The sequence below is a fragment of the Arthrobacter sulfonylureivorans genome (assembly GCF_047607445.1).
Lineage (GTDB): Bacteria > Actinomycetota > Actinomycetes > Actinomycetales > Micrococcaceae > Crystallibacter > Crystallibacter sulfonylureivorans_A.
In genome coordinates this window covers 1-16,011 of record NZ_JBLKRT010000054.1, presented here as the reverse complement: position 1 = coordinate 16,011, position 16,011 = coordinate 1, and the positions used below count along the sequence as shown (strand labels likewise).

The window sequence follows — 16,011 nt, the reverse complement described above, 5'->3', positions numbered from 1 at the left end:
GCCCGGAACAGGTCCAGCACAGCCATCAGCTCGCCTTGATTGTTGGTCCCGTGCGGCCAACCGCCGGCAGCCCACGCTGAGTCGTCGATGTACCAAGCCCAGCCGGCCGGTCCGGGGTTGCCGAGTGCGGAGCCATCGGCGGCAGCAGTGATAGTCATGATTTCCATCTTTTCAGATCCGGCAGACATTCCTGGCCCTAGGCTGGGCAGGTGGCAATACTTATCGATCCTCCGCTCTGGCCCGCGCACGGTACGCACTTCTCGCACCTCGTCTCGGACCGCTCGCTGGCTGAACTGCAACGCTTCGCAGCGGCCGCCGGGATCCGCGAACGTGCTTTCGACCGGGACCACTACGACGTGCCGGTCAGCCGCTACCGTGAGCTGGTCGAATTGGGAGCAGTGGAGGTCAGTGCGGGCGAACTCACGCGCCGGCTGCAGGCCAGCGGCCTGCGGATCCCGGCACGGCAACGCCCGGAAAAACTGCGCCGCGTATTGCTGCGGCGGTGGAACGAACTGCTCCCCGGGCAGGAGGATCTAGGCCGCGAACTGCTGGAGCGTTGGGCGGAGCCACACCGCCATTACCACGCCCCCGGCCACCTGCTGGCAGTTTTGGAAGCGCTGGGGCAGCTCGCCCCCACAGCAGACTCCACGCTCCGGCCACGCGCAGTGTGGCTGGCTGCTTGGTTCCACGACGCGGTCTACAACGGCCGGGCCGGCCAGGATGAACAGGAGTCCGCGGAGCTGGCCGCCGCGAGGCTGCCCACCGCGGGTATCGGCCCGGAAGAGACAGCCGAAGTGGTCCGGCTGGTCCTGCTCACGGCCGGGCACTCCCCGGGTCCCCAGGACGCTTCCGGGGCCCTGCTGTGCGACGCAGACCTGGCCGTCCTCGGCGGAGGGCCGGCAGAGTACCGCAGCTATGTCCGCAACGTCCGCCAAGACTATGCCCACGTAGCCGACGCCGAATTCGCCGCGGGACGCACCGCCGTCGTGCGTCGGCTGCTGGAACTGGACCCGCTGTACCGGACTCCTGCAGCGCGGGAGAAGTGGCTGGACAGTGCCCAGCGGAACCTCTCCGCGGAGCTGGAGGCTTGGCAACTCCACGGAGCGGACTGGCTACGCGCGGACAGGGGTTGATGCGGACACGGCCTGAACCCGGGCAGGGCCCGAACCGAAAAGGGCTGGACCGGACAGGACCTCAAGCGAACAGGGGCTGGACCGGACAGGGGTTAAAGCCGCAAGGCGCGGCTCCCTGCTGGGAACCGCGCCTTGCGTCAACCGTGGCCTGCTGAGCAGGCCGAGGTGTTTGGCCGGGAAGCTTAGAAGCCGCCCATGCCGCCCATCTCGTCGCCACCCGGCATGGCCGGAGCGGCCTTCTCCGGCTTGTCGGCGACAACGGCTTCGGTGGTCAGGAACAGACCGGCGATGGAGGCCGCGTTCTGCAGTGCAGAGCGGGTCACCTTGACCGGGTCGTTCACGCCGGCAGCCAGCAGGTCCTCGTACACGCCGGTGGCAGCGTTCAGGCCGTGGCCATCGCCCAGGCCGCGAACCTTGTCCGCCACAACGCCCGGCTCCAGGCCTGCGTTGAGGGCGATCTGCTTCAGCGGAGCGTCGATGGCAACCTTGACGATGTTGGCGCCGGTTGCTTCGTCGCCCTCGAGGCTGAGGTTGGCGAACGCCTTGGCGCCGGCCTGGATCAGGGCCACGCCGCCACCGGCGACGATGCCTTCCTCAACGGCAGCCTTCGCGTTGCGGACAGCGTCCTCAATGCGGTGCTTGCGTTCCTTCAGCTCAACCTCGGTTGCGGCACCGGCCTTGATGACTGCCACGCCGCCGGCCAGCTTGGCCAGGCGCTCCTGCAGCTTCTCGCGGTCGTAGTCGGAATCGGAGTTCTCGATCTCGGCACGGATCTGGTTGACGCGGCCGGCAATGGCGTCGGCTTCGCCGGCACCTTCGACGATCGTGGTCTCGTCCTTGGTCACGACCACCTTGCGGGCCTGGCCCAGCAGGTCCAGGGTGGCGTTCTCCAGCTTCAGGCCGACCTCTTCGGCGATGACCTGGCCGCCGGTCAGGATGGCGATGTCGGCCAGCATGGCCTTGCGGCGGTCGCCGAAGCCCGGAGCCTTCACGGCCACGGACTTGAAGGTGCCACGCATCTTGTTCACGATCAGGGTGGCCAGGGCCTCAGCCTCGACGTCCTCGGCGATGATCAGCAGCGGCTTGCCGGACTGCATGACCTTCTCCAGGATGCCAACCAGGTCCTTCACGTTGGAGATCTTGGAGTTGACGATCAGGATGTACGGATCCTCGAGGACCGTCTCCTGGCGCTCGGCGTCGGTGACAAAGTATGCCGACAGGTAGCCCTTGTCGAAGCGCATGCCCTCGGTGAGCTCAAGCTCCAGGCCGAAGGTGTTGGACTCCTCGACAGTGACAACGCCTTCCTTGCCGACCTTGTCCAGAGCCTCGGCGATCAGTTCACCGATCTGCGGATCTCCGGCGGAGATGGACGCGGTGGCGGCGATCTGTTCCTTGGTCTCGATTTCCTTGGCGGAGGCGATCAGCTCGGCGGTGACGGAGTCAACGGCCTTCTCGATGCCGCGCTTCAGGCTCAGCGGGTCGGCGCCGGCAGCAACGTTGCGCAGGCCTTCCTTGACCAGGGCCTGGGCCAGAACGGTCGCGGTGGTGGTACCGTCACCGGCGACGTCGTCGGTCTTCTTGGCAACTTCCTTGACCAGCTCGGCGCCGATCTTCTCGTACGGGTCGTCCAGTTCGATCTCCTTGGCGATGGAAACACCATCGTTGGTGATCGTCGGAGCGCCCCACTTCTTCTCGAGCACGACGTTGCGGCCACGCGGGCCGAGGGTTACCTTCACGGCGTCAGCGAGGGTGTTCAGCCCACGCTCGAGGCCGCGGCGGGCCTCTTCGTCAAATGCAATGATCTTTGCCATAGCGGCTTACGTCCCTTCTGGACAATAGACACTGGACGCAGCTTTTGACGGCTGCTGGCCACCTGCAGTGCCCGCGACGGACGGCTCACGACGACGGCGGTTTCGGTACGCCGCGCCGCTCACCTCACCGAGGTGGCGGGTTTCACTCCCCACGGAGACTTCTAGCAGTCGGACCGCGAGAGTGCTAAGTCAATAATTAGCACTCGATGGGGTCGAGTGCAACCTGTTGGTCCGGTCCGGTCGGTCCGCTTCGCGGAGGGCGAAGGACCCTGACCGACCCGGGACAAAGAATCAGGGTGGACCCCCATGGATACGGCCGGGCCCTCGCGCGTAGATTGGCTGGTAAGAGAAACCAGCTTCTAGCAGCCCGGCAGCGGGCAAGGTCGGAGACACCATGACTGAATCAGGCGACGAGAAGAACGCCAGCAACCCCACCGAACCATTGGGAACGGGCGCCAACCCGACAAAGCCGATCGGGCAGCCGCCCTTTGGCGGCCCCGCCGACCGGCCCTTTGGCCAGCAGGCCTCGGGCGCCCCGGGACACCAGCAAGACACTCCAGGCCAGCCACCGTTTAGCGGTGCCGGCCAGCAGCAAGGCACTCCCGGCCAGCCGCCATTCGGCGCTCCTGCCGACCGGCCGCCCTTTGGCACGTCCGGCCAGCAGTATCCGCCGCAGGCGGGCCAGCCCTACGGGCAGCCGGACCAGTACGGTCAGCCGGGTCAGTACGGTCAGCCAGGCCAACCAGGCCAGTACAGTCAGCCGGGTCAGCCCTACGGCCAGCAGCCGTATTACGGGACGCCGCCGGGCTATTACTACCCGGAGCAGAAGTCCCGCCTGGTCGGCGGCCTGCTGGGCATCCTGCTCGGCGGCCTGGGTGTCCACCGCTTCTACCTGGGCCACATCGGCATCGGCGTGCTGCAGATCGTGGTCACGTTCCTGACCTTCGGCGTCGGCGCCATATGGGGCTTCATCGAAGGCATCATGATCCTGGTGGGTGCGGAACCGTTCAAGCGCGACGCCCGTGGCGTGCCGTTGAAGGAGTAGCAGCCCCCACACGAATCAGAGCCGCTGCGCAGCGCGTCCCAACCGCTGCGCTGCGGCTCTTTTCGCTTCAAAAGCCAGCGCAGGTGAAGCAGCACAGCCCGCCCTGCGAAGCAGCAGCAGCGGCCCGGCGAAGCTACTCAACCAGCCCAGCGAAGCAGCACGGTCAGCCCAGCGAAGTTACACAGCCAGCCCAGCCGAAAAGGCGGTGGAGGCACCCCAGCCTCCACCGCCGTCGTCGTTAATGTCCTGGCTAAGAAGCGACCCTGACTTCTTCTGCCTGCGGACCTTTTTGGCCCTGGCCGATCTGGAACTCTACGCGCTGCCCTTCATCCAGGGAACGGTACCCATCCATTTGAATTGCGGACCAGTGGACAAATACATCGGAATTTTCTTCGTCCACGGTGATAAAGCCGTAGCCCTTTTCCGCATTGAACCATTTGACGGTTCCCAGCGCCATAGTGTTCTCCATACTCAGTAGTTCCGCCTCTGCCGCAGACGGTTCAGCGGCAGGGTGGTCTCACCCTATCTACGCATGGAGCAGAAAGTGAGCCACGGCACACTTAATGTTATTGAGGCGTAACCGAAACCCGGAAATTCCGTGCGGCGGCTTATTGGTAGCCGGGGCCGAGCGCCACGGTGACGTATTGCGAAACGTTGCTGTTTTCCTGCAGGTCCGTGATGCCGAGCAGTTCACCCAGCGCCTGCGCGTTGGCCTCCTGGCCCGGGTTGTAGAAGATCACCGATCCGGACAGCGGTGCGCCGCCCCAGTTGTCCACCGCGGCGATGGTCCAGCCATCTGCCTGCACGGTCTGCGACACGGTGCCGGCCAGTCCGGACACACCGGCGCCATTGAGGATCATCACCGGATCCTGCTTGTTGACGGCCGCGGCCTCTTCGGTGGGCTCGTCGCTGGCTTCTTCGGTGGGCTCGTCGCTCGCCTCTTCGGTCGGCTCCGCGGAAGGCTCCGCTTCAGCGCTTTCGGTGGCCTGCTCGGTTGCCGACGGCGAGGCCGAGGCTGTGGCGGCTGGAGAGCTGGAGGCCGCGGCCACCGGACTCGACGGCGACCCGGTTCCCAGCAGCGGCAGCACGAAGAAGGACAAGGCACCGACCGCCAGCGCCAGCACAGCGGCCAGGATGATCAGGCCCAGGCCGTTGGACTTCGGCGTCGCCATGCGGGCGCGGTGCACACCGTGGCGGTCTGAAGTTTCAGGGACCTGGTCGAACTCATCCCGGGGGTACTTGGTCATCGCGGTGCTGCATCCTTGGTGGTGGCGAATCGGGAACCGGCCTCCCGGGCGGTCCCGGAGTCAGGCGTCGTTGCCCAGCCGGCGAGCAGTGCGAGCGCGCTGGCGGGACGTACGTAGTCTACGCAATCTCTTCACCAGCATCGGATCGTGCGCCAGCGCATCCTCGGTGTCGATCAGCGCATTCAGGATCTGGTAGTAGTGCGTGGCGGACATGTCGAACAGTTCGCGAATGGCCTGTTCCTTGGCGCCGGCGTACTTCCACCACTGCCGCTCCAGCGCCAGCATGCGCTGGTCACGTTCGCTCAGCGGGCTGGCGTCGTCAACCTCGGCCTCGAGTGAAAATGCACTGGCCTCGGCCGAACCTGCCACAACACACCTGCTCTTCCTAATACTTGCTGGCGGCAATCAATACCTTCTCCATGATAAGGGCGAATCACAGGCCTGTCATTCGCTCCTCCGTGCCTGTCACTCGCTCCCCATCGGCCAGGCCTGATTGCCGGCCGGCGGGGAATATCCGCAAAGATAGAACGGTGAACTACGACGACGGTGCCCTCTTTCCGCTGCCTGCCCGCCCGCCTGCCGCGGACTTTGGCGCCCCGTATCCGTTTGCCGCGCCGCAGGAACTCGCCGGCGTCATCCATCCTGAGTGGGCCGAAGTGCTGGCGCCGGCCGAACCGATGCTTTGGGACCTGGCCGCCTATCTGGACGGCGAGCGCGCCGCCGGCAAGACCTTGCTGCCCGCACCGGGGAACGTGTTGCGGGCGTTCCAGCGACCGCTGTCCAAGGTCAAGGTGCTGATCGTCGGCCAAGATCCCTACCCGACTCCGGGACACTCCATCGGACTGTCGTTCGCGGTGGAACGGCACGTCCGGCCGCTGCCGCGCAGCCTGGCCAACATCTACAAGGAACTGCAGATGGACCTGGGTTTCCGGCCGCCGCAGCACGGAGACCTGAGCGCCTGGAGCGACCAGGGCGTGCTGCTGCTCAACCGCTGCCTGACCGTTGAAGCGGGCAAGGCCGGCTCGCACCGGAACAAGGGGTGGGAGCAAATCACCGAACTGGCGGTGCGCGCGCTGGCACAACGCGGCGGGCCGCTGGTGGCGCTGCTCTGGGGCCGCGAAGCCCAGCAACTGACCCCAGTACTGGAACACGTGCCGAGGATCGAGACCGCACACCCCAGTCCCCTCTCGGCCTCCCGGGGCTTCTTCGGATCCCGGCCCTTCAGCCGGGTGAACGAACTCCTGGCCGCCCAGCACGCCGAACCCGTGGAGTGGGAGCTGCGCTGAGCCCGAGGCTGCTTCGGCGGCTTGCCCGGTTCCTATTCCCCTCCGCTATCCGCCCCCCTCGCTCCCATGTATCAGAAGGGGCCATTTGCATCGTCGCAGGTCAGCGGTTTGCGGATGCTCTGAAACATGGACAGTTAGGCCGATACCTGGGAGCGAACCAACCGAAGGGGCCGTAACCAGGCACCGCAGCGGTTCCTTCCGGCTCGCCCACCGAGGCCGAGCTGGCCTGCAGCGGCGGTTGCGGATTCTGCAAGATGACCTTTCGCGTCCCCAAATTGGGAATCCCTAGCCACTGGGTTAGGTTGGCCTAAGTAGCAGTTTCCCTTTGTCAGGAGTAGTACGCCCATGCAGACGCAACCGGCAGCAGCCCCCGCCCGCCCCGGACGGAGCGGCCGGCCCCCGCGCGTGCAGACCAACCTCCAAGTGACGCGCACTGAGTGGCTTTCGAAGCACATGGTCCGTGTCTATGCCAGCGGAGACGCCTTCGATTCTTTTGCCGAGAGGTATGCAGAGAAGGCAGCCACCGACCCGTACATCAAGATCTTCTTCCTGGATCCGTCGCTGGACGTGGAGCTCCCGGTCAATGTGGCAGAGCTCAAGGAGACACTGCCGGCCGACAAGCTGCCTGTCACCCGCACCTACACCGTCCGGCGGGTTGACCGCGAGACGCGCGAAGTCGTCGTCGATTTTGTAGTCCATGGTGAAGAAGGCCTCGCCGGACCTTGGGCCGCACGGGCCAAGCCGGGCGACTGGATGATGTTCAACGGCCCAGGCGGCGCCTACCATCCCGATCCCGAGGCCGACTGGTACCTTTTCGCTGGCGACGATTCGGCACTTCCCGCCATTGCGTCGGCTATCGAAGCTTTGGCCCCGGATGCCCGCGGCCATGCCTTCCTGGAGGTGGACTCCGAGGCCGATGTCCAGGAATTGGGAACTCCGGCTGGACTGCAGATTCACTGGTTGTTCCGCCATGGCCAGACGCCCGGGACGGCGACCATGCTACGGGACGCCATCTCCGCCTTGGAGTGGCCCGAGGGCCGGGTGGATGCATTCGTCCACGGCGAGCGCGGCGAGGTGAAGTCTCTGCGGGACGTCCTGTTCAAGGACCATGGGCTGTCGCGCGGGCAGGTCTCGATCTCCGGCTACTGGGCCTATGGTCGGGCCGAAGACGCTTTCCAGGCGGAGAAGCGCACCCCAGTGGGACAGATCTTCCCGGAGAACGAACCAGCCTGATCCGGCTCGCATCGAGCCAGCGCGCCCCGGCTTGATTCGGCAGTTCCCGGCCGGGCGGCGGCTGACTCCGGCCTGGTGCGGACCGGCCGCGGCCATGGCTAATCCCGGTCTCCACGCGGCGCCGGCGCGCCTTGGTCGACCACCGGAACGGATTCCGGCTGTTCCTGCCGCCAGGCCCGCAGTTTCGCCTCCGCGCCGGCCCACGCTCCGACGCGCCTCGGCCGGCGTCCTTAGCGGCGTCGGGCCCGCCGGTTTTCGTTTGAGCCCAGGCCCTTAGTGAACGGGCGGGCCAGGTTGTCGCCCAACACCGCGCCGCCGGCGATCGCCAGGATCACGGTTAGCGCACCGAACAGGCCGAGGATTCCGTTGAACGGCGCCTCCGAATTGACGGTCAGTTCATAGATGGACCGGAACACGGTCAGTCCGGGCAGCAGGAACAACACCGCGGGGACGGCCACCACCAACTGCGGTGAGCCCATCCGCAGGCCGACAATACGGCCCAGGAAACCGATCACCACGGCGCCGACGGCGGGGGCAATCCGGTCCCCGATCCCCGCCCACAGGACAAAGTCGTAAATCAGCAGCCCCGCCAAGCCGACGGCAGCGGTGGGCAGCAGCATGTTCAGTTTGGTCTGCTCGGTCATGCAGATGGCCATCGTCGCCACCACCAGCAGGAGTGCCCGCACTATATAGGGGTAGCTCCCCTCGCCTTGCACGAAGACTTCCGGGAGGCTGATGCCGATCATTGTGCCGCCTACTAGCCCCACCGCGACGCCGGCAGCAATGGCGGCAAAGGTAAAGAAGGCCGAAAGGTAACGCCCGGACGCAGTGACCGGGAAGCCGTTGATGGCATCCTGCGTGGCTGAAACCAACCGACCGGTGGGCAGCAGGAACAAGATGCCGCCGGCGATCACCAGCGCCGGGCTCAACGGCACATGCAGTGCCCAGAACAGCAGCGCAATCACCGTGGCCAGGCAGGCGCCGATGCCGGTGATGAAGAAGTCCGGCATCCGCCATTTGCTCAGCTTCTTCCCCACCAACCCCATCAACAGGGTGGAGATGCTGCCCACGAGCGCCGCAAAAATGCTGCCGCCCAGGAAGGCAACGATGGCCCCGGAAAAAACGCCGCCGGCCCCGATCGCCATCCAGCGCGGGAACGGCTTAGGGCGGGAGGTGATTTCCTGCAGCCGCTCCTTGGCTTCGCTCCGGCCCACACCACCGTTGACAATGTCGGTGACCAGCTCATGAACCAGGGACAGCCCGGCGTAGTTGTTGGTCCAGGAACGCACCACGCGCATCACCGTGATCGGCACGGTGTCAGGCTTGGCGTAATTGATCAGCACGGACTGGTTGGTGATGTCCACGTCGATGTCGCTGAGGCCGAACGCCGCCGTGACGGCAATGATGCTGGTTTCCACCTCCAGCGCGCCGGCTCCGTAGCGGAACATGGTTTCCGCCACGTCCAGCGCGAAGTCCAACGTAATCCGGGCGGAGGTATCAATACCGGCGGCCTGGATCATCGGGTTGGCGTACGGGCTGCCCGCCAGCCGCTCCACAATGCTCATCGGCGCCGTGGGCGGCGCCTCGCCCTGCACGAGCTTGCGCAGCATGCGGCGCGCCGCCACGTTGGACCGGGATGCCGCCGCTGAAGCGCGCAAGGGTGCGGTTCCGCTCGGAACCGGCTTGACCTGCTTGGCCACCGGCCGGTCGGTGGGGCGCGGCACCGGAGGATGCGCTGCCTGCGGTCCGACAGTGGAGCCGGTGCGTCCGGTGCCCGGGTCGGGGGCAGGAACGTTCTTCGGCTTGATGATCGGCAGCATTCCCGCCTGCGGAGTCATGGGCGACATGGATTCCTGGTCCGGGTCCTTGTCTTGCACTCCCACTCCGTTCTGCCTCATCGCCACCGTGACGGCGACGTCGTTGATCCCGGTTAAATCCTTGCACACTGCTACCCGGACAACACTGCCGACGAGGCGGAGAGGCGCGTCACCCCTCGCTGATTTCTCCGCTAACGACGTCGAGCCTGAACTCCCGCCGTCGTGCCACCTCTGGAGCACTTCCGGAAGCGCCATTCACCGGGGCTGCCGAGCAGGTGAAGGCGAGCGTGAAACTGCCGGCAGCGACGTCGGCGGCGGTCACCGTATGAACGGGATGGAGGTAGCGCTCCACCGCACCCGGCCCAAGTTCCCGCGGCGGAAAATCCTCGGCGTTGTCGAAAGTGCCGGACAGTTGCACGCTCATGAACTGCGAACCCATGACCTGCGCCCGTCCAGCAAAAAGCAGCATGTCCCCGGCCCGATAGCCCGGCTCCGGCAGCCCCTTGTCCGTACTGAGGATCGCCTGCAGCACCATGTCGAAGCGCAGAGGGTAGTCACCGACCACTGGGAGAGGGCCGGTCTCGTGCGCCGTCCCACCAGAGCCGGCGCTGGCCTTTCGCGTCACCGCTCCGCGCGGCCAAGCCATCCGGAGCATCCCGGGATCGGCCGTGGCGTAGACCAGTTCGCGGCTACCCTGCCGCTCATACAGCACGCCAATCCGTCCGTCGGCCAGCCTCACCACGGCAGGGGCGCTGGCGCCGCTGCGCCAGATGGTGAGTTTGTGCGGCCAGGATTCTCCGTCGTCACGCGACAGGCTGAGCACCACGTTCCGGTTCAGCACTGGATCTTGGCAGTTCGCAGCGAGCAACCAGTGGCGGCTCACCTGGGCGGCCAATCCGCCCAGAGCTGGCAACCCGTCGAAGCGGATCAGTGAGCCGGGGCTGCCGGAATCGGCCAGCTCCTCGACCGGATGCAGCGGCCCATAGCTGTGCCCGCCGTCGTCGGAGAAAGCCGCCCACCGATTGGGTGCCGCGCTCAGGTGCAACAATACTCGGCCGTCGGCCAAACAGGCCGCGGCGCCCGGGTCAGGGTCCGGTTCCGTCATTTTCACGGCCGGGAAAGCACCCGGTGCCTCAAGGGCCTCGGAGGCCCCCAGCACCTCCGAGACCGCTGGGCCTGGGTTCGGCGCCTTCAGCGGCTCGCCGACAGTCCAGCTGTCACCGTGGTCGTCGCTGTAACCGGACGCTGCCCCTGGCCGTCCGCCCTCTGCCGTCACGGCGAACTGCACCAGCAGCCGTCCGGCGAATGGCCCGGTATGCACTCCGGTCCCTGAGCCGGCGCTATCCAATCCGGTTATGGTGTCCGAGGCCAACCGCGGGGTGACTGTCCGGTGCTGCCACGTGGCGCCGTCGTCGTCGGATGACATCAGTTCAAATCGACGGGCAGCGTCGGCAGCGACCGTTTCGGCACTGCCGGCTTTGTCGCGCGCGACGAAGGCCATCAAAATCCGTCCGGTCACGGCGTCGGACAACAGCCCAGGCCGGCCCGGGGTCTGCCCGGCGTGGCCTGCCCAGAGAACTTGCTGCGGTTCCCAACTGCTTCCGCCATCGAAACTGCGGCGCAGCAGCAGGTCACCGGACCGGGGCGGTCCGCCCTGTCCGTCCAAGCCCGCATAAGCGGCGATCACGCTGCCGGATGGGGCAACGGCGAGCGCCGGAGCCCGGTAGCGGCGGTAGCCGCCCACGCCTCGCACGGCGAGGACCTGTTCCATTCCTCCACGGTACCGGCCTCGGTGCCGGGAGGGCAGTGGGTAGCCGGACTGGCTGGTGCCGACGGGCAGCGGGAGCGGGGCTGCGCGACACGCCGGGCGAATCCGGTTGCCCAGCTCAACTATCAGCAAGGATGTGAAGTGAAACACATGTTGCAGTTCTGCTTTCACCCCGTCTTTGAAAGGACGCCCAACGATGAGTTGGTTGGACCGATCGCGTACGATCGCCCCTCCGGGCTTCAACCGCTGGCTGATTCCGCCGGCGGCCCTGGCCGTGCACCTCTGCATCGGCCAGGCCTACGCCACCAGCGTGTACAAGAACGCGTTGGTGGCCCACTTTGACGTCAGCCTGACCGAGATCGGCATCATCTTCTCCATTGCCATGGTGATGCTGGGCCTGTCCGCCGCGGTAATGGGCACCTGGGTGGACCGCAACGGTCCCCGGATGGCCATGTTCACTTCGGCGGTTTTCTGGAGTTCCGGCTTCCTGGTCGGTTCGCTGGGCATCTTCACCGGCCAGCTCTGGCTGGTCTACCTGGGCTACGGCGTGATCGGCGGCATCGGCCTGGGCATCGGCTATATCTCTCCGGTGTCCACGCTGATCAAGTGGTTCCCCGACCGGCCAGGCCTGGCCACCGGGATGGCGATCATGGGCTTCGGCGGCGGTGCACTAATCGCCAGCCCGGTCTCCACTGCGCTGCTGCAGTTCTATGACCCCAGCTTCGACGGCACACCGGGCTGGGTGGCCAGCGGCGACGCGGTCGGCAAGCTCTTCCTGACCCTGGCCGTGGTCTACCTGGCCTACATGCTGTTCGGTGCATTCACCATCAAGGTGCCGGCCGCCGATTGGAAGCCGGACGGCTTCGATCCCACCAAGCTCAAGGCCAAGGCGCTGGTCACCACGGCGAACGTCTCCGCCAAGAACGCCATCAAGACCCGCCAATTCTGGCTCGTCTGGATCGCATTGTTCTGCAACGTCACGGCCGGCATCGGGATCCTGGAACAGGCCTCGCCGATGATCCAGGACTTCTTCCGCCAGCCCGACGGCGTTTCGCTGGTGACGGCGGGCGTGGCCGCCGGCTTTGTCGGGCTGCTGTCGATCGCGAACATGGGCGGCCGGTTTGTTTGGTCCACCACCTCCGATTATCTGGGCCGCAAGAACAACTACATGCTGTATCTGGGCGTCGGCGCCGTGCTCTACGTGGTGCTGGCCTTGTTCGGCCATTCCTCCACCGGGCTGTACGTGCTGCTGGCGGCCGTCATCATCAGCTTCTACGGCGGCGGCTTCTCCACCGTTCCGGCCTATCTGCGCGACCTGTTCGGCACCTTCCAGGTGGGCGCCATCCACGGCCGGCTGCTCACGGCCTGGTCCGCCGCCGGCATTGCCGGCCCGCTGATTGTCAACGCCTTCCTGGACGCCCAGGGCAAGCCGGGCGAACTCACCGCGCAGGCCTACCAGCCGGCGCTGCTGACCATGGTGGGCCTGCTGGTCGTCGGCTTTATTGCCAACCTGATGGTCAAGCCGGTGGACAGCAAGTACCACGAGGCCCCGGCCCCCGAAGCCGGCGAATCCGTGATGGCCGGAAAGGAGGCCTGACATGAAGAAAGCACAAGTAGCCCTCGGGTGGGTACTGGTCGGCATCCCGCTGCTCTACGGCATCACGCAGACCCTGATGAAGGTGCCGGCGCTTTTCGGCTAGTCCCTCACACCGCATGACCGGCCGCCCCGATCACGGCACGAACCAGCAGGCCCGGCTCTCCTGAGCCGGGCCTGCTGCATGGGCGGGCCCGTGAGCGTGCCGTCCGCCCGGTTGGCCTGTCAGCATGGGCGGACCCGTGAGCGTGCCGTGGCACAGGGGCTCGCCCGGCGTGCTGCAGGCGGGACTTTCCGCCCGGGCGGGCTGCCGGCCAGCCGACCCGCTGCTTGACACCCGACCGGTCCGCCGTAGCGTTGGAGGTGCCATGGAGTGGTTCAGCGCCGAGGGGTTCGAGCTGGCGCGGCAGGTGCTGCAGCGGGGCATCGCCGCGGTGTTCCTGATTGCCTTCGCCTCCGCCCTGGCCCAGTTCCCGGCCCTGCTGGGCGAACACGGGCTGCTCCCGGTGCCACAGCTGCTGGAACGGCGCACGCCGCGCGGCTTCACCCTGTTCCGTTGGGGCTACACCGACGGGAGGCTGCGTGCGGTGGCGGGCACCGGCGTCGTCATTTCCGCACTTTTGGTGGCCGGGCTGCCGCAGCTGGGACCGCCGTGGGTGCCGCTGGTGGCGTTCCTGGCCCTGTGGTTCCTGTACATGTCCATCGTGAACGTGGGACAGACCTTTTACGGCTTCGGCTGGGAGACACTGCTGCTGGAGGCCGGATTCCTGGCCGCGTTCTTGGGCTCGGACCGGGTTGCGCCGCCGGCGCCGGTGCTGTGGCTGTTCATCTGGCTGGTGTTCCGGCTGGAGTTCGGCGCCGGCATGATCAAGATGCGCGGCGATACCGTCTGGCGGGACCTGACCGCCCTGTACTACCACCATGAGACACAACCGATGCCGAATCCGGCCAGCTGGTTCTTTCACCACTTGCCCAAACCGCTGCACAGAGTGGAGGTGGCCGGCAACCATTTCGCCCAGCTGGTAGTGCCCTTTTTCCTGTTCTTTCCGCAGCCGGTAGGCAGCATCGCGGCCGCGGTGGTGATCATCACGCAGCTGTGGCTGGTGGCATCCGGCAACTTCGCCTGGCTGAACACCTTGACCATCCTGCTGGCCTTCTCGGCGGTGTCCGACGGCGCGGTGCAGGCCATCCTGCCGGTGGGCGACTTCACGCCCGAGTACCAGCCGGAGCCGGTGTGGTTCACCGTGCTGGTGCTCGCGGCCAGCGCCCTGCTGGTCTATCTGAGCTACTGGCCGCTGAAGAACCTGTTCGCCAAGCGTCAACTGATGAACGCCAGCTTCAACAGCTGGCATCTGGCCAACGCCTACGGCGCGTTCGGGTCCATCACCCGCCAACGGTACGAAGTGGTGGTGGAAGGGTCGATGGACGGCGTCCATTGGCAGGAGTACGGCTTCAAGGGCAAGCCCGGGGACCCGCAGCGGATGCCGCGGCAGTTCGCCCCGTACCACCTGAGACTGGACTGGCTGATGTGGTTCCTGGCTTTGGGCTCCCCCGGCAACAGCTGGTTCATCCCGCTGCTGCGCCGGCTGCTGGAGGCGGACCGGGCCACGCTGAAGCTGCTGCGGCACGATCCGTTCAAGGGCGAACCGCCGCTCCTGGTCCGCGCGACGCTGTACCACTACCGCTTTTCCAGCTGGGCGGAGAAGCGACGGACCGGGCAATGGTGGATCCGGGCCGAGTCGGGCCAACTGGTGCCGCCGCTCTCCCGGCCGCGCACCGCGGAATAACCCCTGGCTCCGCGTGGTTGCCGCCAGTAACCACAAGATGCATATGCATGCACAATACAACGCAGACGAAAGGCGGCCACCGCGTGGCGCAAACAATCGAACTCGGGCTTGATACTTTCGGGGACGTCACCACCGGCGCGGACGGACAGCTGCTGCCGCATGACCAGGTGATTCGGAACGTCATCGCCGAAGCCAAGCTGGCCGACGAGGTGGGCCTGGACTTCATCGGCATCGGTGAACACCACCGCGAGGACTTCGCCGTGTCCGCTCCGGACGTGGTGCTGGCCGCCATCGCCGGCCAGACCAGCCGTATCCGGCTGGGCTCCGCCGTCACTGTGCTCAGCTCCGACGACCCGGTCCGGGTCTTCCAGCGCTTCTCCACTTTGGACGCCGCCTCCAACGGCCGCGCCGAGGTGATCCTGGGCCGCGGTTCCTTCACCGAGTCCTTCCCGCTGTTCGGCCTGGACCTGGCCGACTACGACATCCTCTTCGACGAGAAGCTCCAGCTTTTCACCGAGCTGCTCAAGGAAGAACCTGTTACCTGGGCCGGCCGCACCCGGCCCCGGCTGGACAACAAGCGGATCTACCCGCCCACGGCGGCCGGCAGCCTGAAGAGCTGGATTGCGGTGGGCGGCACGCCCCAGTCAGTGGTCCGCGCCGCCCACTACGGACTGCCGCTGATGCTGGCGATCATCGGCGGCGCGCCGATGAACTTTGCCCCCTTCACCGACCTCTACCAGCGCGCGCTGGACCAGTTCGGAAAGCCCGCGCTGCCCATCGGCGCGCATTCTCCCGGCTACATCGCGGACACGGACGAACAGGCCCGCGAGGAGATGTGGCTGCCGTATGCCGACATGCAGGAGCGGATCGGCCGCGAGCGCGGCTGGAGCCGGATGACCCGCAGCCAGTTCGAGGCCGAGGCGGGCCCGGACGGCGCCCTGTTCGTCGGCTCGCCGCAGACCGTCGCCACCAAGATCGTGAAGATCGCCAAGGGCCTGGGCCTCTCCCGGTGGGACATGAAGTACAGCCTGGGCACGCTCCCGCACGAGAAGCTCATGAAATCCATCGAGCTCTACGGCACCAAGGTGGCACCCCTGGTGCGGGAGCAGCTCGCCCAGTAGGCACCACAGCTTCACCTTAAGAACGACGTCGGCGGGAGGCTTTCAAGCGAAAGCCTCCCGCCGACGTCGTACTCAGGTGAGTTCCGGCTCAGACCTTGGCGGTGCGGCGCAGGCCGAGCTCCTCGGTGGGCACCTTGTAGGTCTCGCGGGCGGTCAGCGCCGAGACCGA

At 66.4% G+C, this 16,011-nt stretch carries 14 protein-coding genes and 1 pseudogene; 8 read left to right on the top strand and 7 right to left on the bottom strand.

Annotation, left to right across the window (positions count from 1 at the left end; translation table 11 throughout):
* Positions 1-158, bottom strand: a pseudogene (locus tag ACMX2H_RS17930) (DUF4440 domain-containing protein); the annotation flags it as partial.
* Positions 159-209: 51 nt separating this feature from the next.
* On the opposite strand from ACMX2H_RS17930, the gene ACMX2H_RS17925 reads away from it, so the two are divergent.
* The gene (locus tag ACMX2H_RS17925; protein ID WP_414962499.1) at positions 210-1,133 is read left to right on the top strand and encodes a DUF4031 domain-containing protein; all 924 of its coding nucleotides are present in this window, start codon (positions 210-212) and stop codon (positions 1,131-1,133) included.
* Positions 1,134-1,315: 182 nt separating this feature from the next.
* Here ACMX2H_RS17925 and groL read toward each other — a convergent pair whose 3' ends face one another.
* A complete protein-coding gene (gene groL, locus ACMX2H_RS17920) occupies positions 1,316-2,944 on the bottom strand; it encodes a chaperonin GroEL (protein WP_414962497.1) in 1,629 nt (542 codons plus the stop codon).
* Between the two features lie 394 nt (positions 2,945-3,338).
* Here groL and ACMX2H_RS17915 point away from each other — a divergent pair, with 394 nt between their 5' ends.
* Positions 3,339-3,989, top strand: a complete 651-nt coding sequence (locus ACMX2H_RS17915) for a TM2 domain-containing protein (RefSeq protein ID WP_414962495.1) — start codon at positions 3,339-3,341, stop codon at positions 3,987-3,989.
* A gap of 250 nt (positions 3,990-4,239) precedes the next feature.
* Here ACMX2H_RS17915 and ACMX2H_RS17910 read toward each other — a convergent pair whose 3' ends face one another.
* From ACMX2H_RS17910 to ACMX2H_RS17900, 3 genes are all read right to left on the bottom strand, one after another.
* A complete protein-coding gene (locus ACMX2H_RS17910) occupies positions 4,240-4,446 on the bottom strand; it encodes a cold-shock protein (RefSeq protein WP_136786853.1) in 207 nt (68 codons plus the stop codon).
* Positions 4,447-4,597: 151 nt separating this feature from the next.
* The gene (locus tag ACMX2H_RS17905; protein ID WP_414962493.1) at positions 4,598-5,236 is read right to left on the bottom strand and encodes a LytR C-terminal domain-containing protein; all 639 of its coding nucleotides are present in this window, start codon (positions 5,234-5,236) and stop codon (positions 4,598-4,600) included.
* Positions 5,237-5,296: 60 nt separating this feature from the next.
* Positions 5,297-5,605, bottom strand: a complete 309-nt coding sequence (locus ACMX2H_RS17900; RefSeq protein WP_136786851.1) for a DUF3263 domain-containing protein — start codon at positions 5,603-5,605, stop codon at positions 5,297-5,299.
* 161 nt (positions 5,606-5,766) lie between these two features.
* Between ACMX2H_RS17900 and ACMX2H_RS17895 the strand changes: the two genes are divergently transcribed.
* Positions 5,767-6,522 (top strand): uracil-DNA glycosylase, encoded by a 756-nt coding sequence (locus ACMX2H_RS17895; RefSeq protein WP_414962491.1) that lies wholly within the window; start codon positions 5,767-5,769, stop codon positions 6,520-6,522.
* Between the two features lie 345 nt (positions 6,523-6,867).
* Positions 6,868-7,755 (top strand): siderophore-interacting protein, encoded by an 888-nt coding sequence (locus tag ACMX2H_RS17890; RefSeq protein ID WP_414962489.1) that lies wholly within the window; start codon positions 6,868-6,870, stop codon positions 7,753-7,755.
* Between the two features lie 230 nt (positions 7,756-7,985).
* Here ACMX2H_RS17890 and ACMX2H_RS17885 read toward each other — a convergent pair whose 3' ends face one another.
* Both ACMX2H_RS17885 and ACMX2H_RS17880 read right to left on the bottom strand, forming a co-directional pair.
* Positions 7,986-9,365, bottom strand: a complete 1,380-nt coding sequence (locus tag ACMX2H_RS17885; protein WP_414962501.1) for a threonine/serine exporter family protein — start codon at positions 9,363-9,365, stop codon at positions 7,986-7,988.
* A gap of 376 nt (positions 9,366-9,741) precedes the next feature.
* Positions 9,742-11,343: a sialidase family protein gene (locus ACMX2H_RS17880; RefSeq protein WP_414962487.1), complete on the bottom strand. Its 1,602-nt coding sequence runs from the start codon at positions 11,341-11,343 to the stop codon at positions 9,742-9,744.
* Between the two features lie 193 nt (positions 11,344-11,536).
* Between ACMX2H_RS17880 and ACMX2H_RS17875 the strand changes: the two genes are divergently transcribed.
* From ACMX2H_RS17875 to ACMX2H_RS17860, 4 genes are all read left to right on the top strand, one after another.
* Positions 11,537-12,937 carry an OFA family MFS transporter gene (locus ACMX2H_RS17875; protein ID WP_414962486.1) on the top strand — a complete coding sequence of 467 codons (1,401 nt, stop codon included), beginning with the start codon at positions 11,537-11,539 and terminating at the stop codon, positions 12,935-12,937.
* A gap of 1 nt (position 12,938) precedes the next feature.
* The gene (locus ACMX2H_RS17870) at positions 12,939-13,040 is read left to right on the top strand and encodes an MFS transporter small subunit (RefSeq protein ID WP_414962484.1); all 102 of its coding nucleotides are present in this window, start codon (positions 12,939-12,941) and stop codon (positions 13,038-13,040) included.
* Between the two features lie 262 nt (positions 13,041-13,302).
* Positions 13,303-14,721, top strand: coding sequence for a lipase maturation factor family protein (locus ACMX2H_RS17865; RefSeq protein WP_414962482.1), 1,419 nt, complete (start codon positions 13,303-13,305; stop codon positions 14,719-14,721).
* An 83-nt stretch (positions 14,722-14,804) separates the two neighbouring features.
* Positions 14,805-15,842: an LLM class flavin-dependent oxidoreductase gene (locus ACMX2H_RS17860; RefSeq protein ID WP_414962480.1), complete on the top strand. Its 1,038-nt coding sequence runs from the start codon at positions 14,805-14,807 to the stop codon at positions 15,840-15,842.
* Positions 15,843-16,011: the final 169 nt, after the last annotated feature.

Bases quoted from the DNA above. Each gene is read 5' to 3' on its own strand.
- groL (WP_414962497.1), bottom strand. From the start codon at position 2,944: ATGGCAAAGATCATTGCATTTGACGAAGAGGCCCGCCGCGGCCTCGAG.
- ACMX2H_RS17915 (WP_414962495.1), top strand. From the start codon at position 3,339: ATGACTGAATCAGGCGACGAGAAGAACGCCAGCAACCCCACCGAACCA.
- ACMX2H_RS17910 (WP_136786853.1), bottom strand. From the start codon at position 4,446: ATGGCGCTGGGAACCGTCAAATGGTTCAATGCGGAAAAGGGCTACGGC.
- ACMX2H_RS17905 (WP_414962493.1), bottom strand. From the start codon at position 5,236: ATGACCAAGTACCCCCGGGATGAGTTCGACCAGGTCCCTGAAACTTCA.
- ACMX2H_RS17890 (WP_414962489.1), top strand. From the start codon at position 6,868: ATGCAGACGCAACCGGCAGCAGCCCCCGCCCGCCCCGGACGGAGCGGC.
- ACMX2H_RS17885 (WP_414962501.1), bottom strand. From the start codon at position 9,365: ATGCTGCGCAAGCTCGTGCAGGGCGAGGCGCCGCCCACGGCGCCGATG.
- ACMX2H_RS17880 (WP_414962487.1), bottom strand. From the start codon at position 11,343: ATGGAACAGGTCCTCGCCGTGCGAGGCGTGGGCGGCTACCGCCGCTAC.
- ACMX2H_RS17875 (WP_414962486.1), top strand. From the start codon at position 11,537: ATGAGTTGGTTGGACCGATCGCGTACGATCGCCCCTCCGGGCTTCAAC.
- ACMX2H_RS17870 (WP_414962484.1), top strand. From the start codon at position 12,939: ATGAAGAAAGCACAAGTAGCCCTCGGGTGGGTACTGGTCGGCATCCCG.
- ACMX2H_RS17865 (WP_414962482.1), top strand. From the start codon at position 13,303: ATGGAGTGGTTCAGCGCCGAGGGGTTCGAGCTGGCGCGGCAGGTGCTG.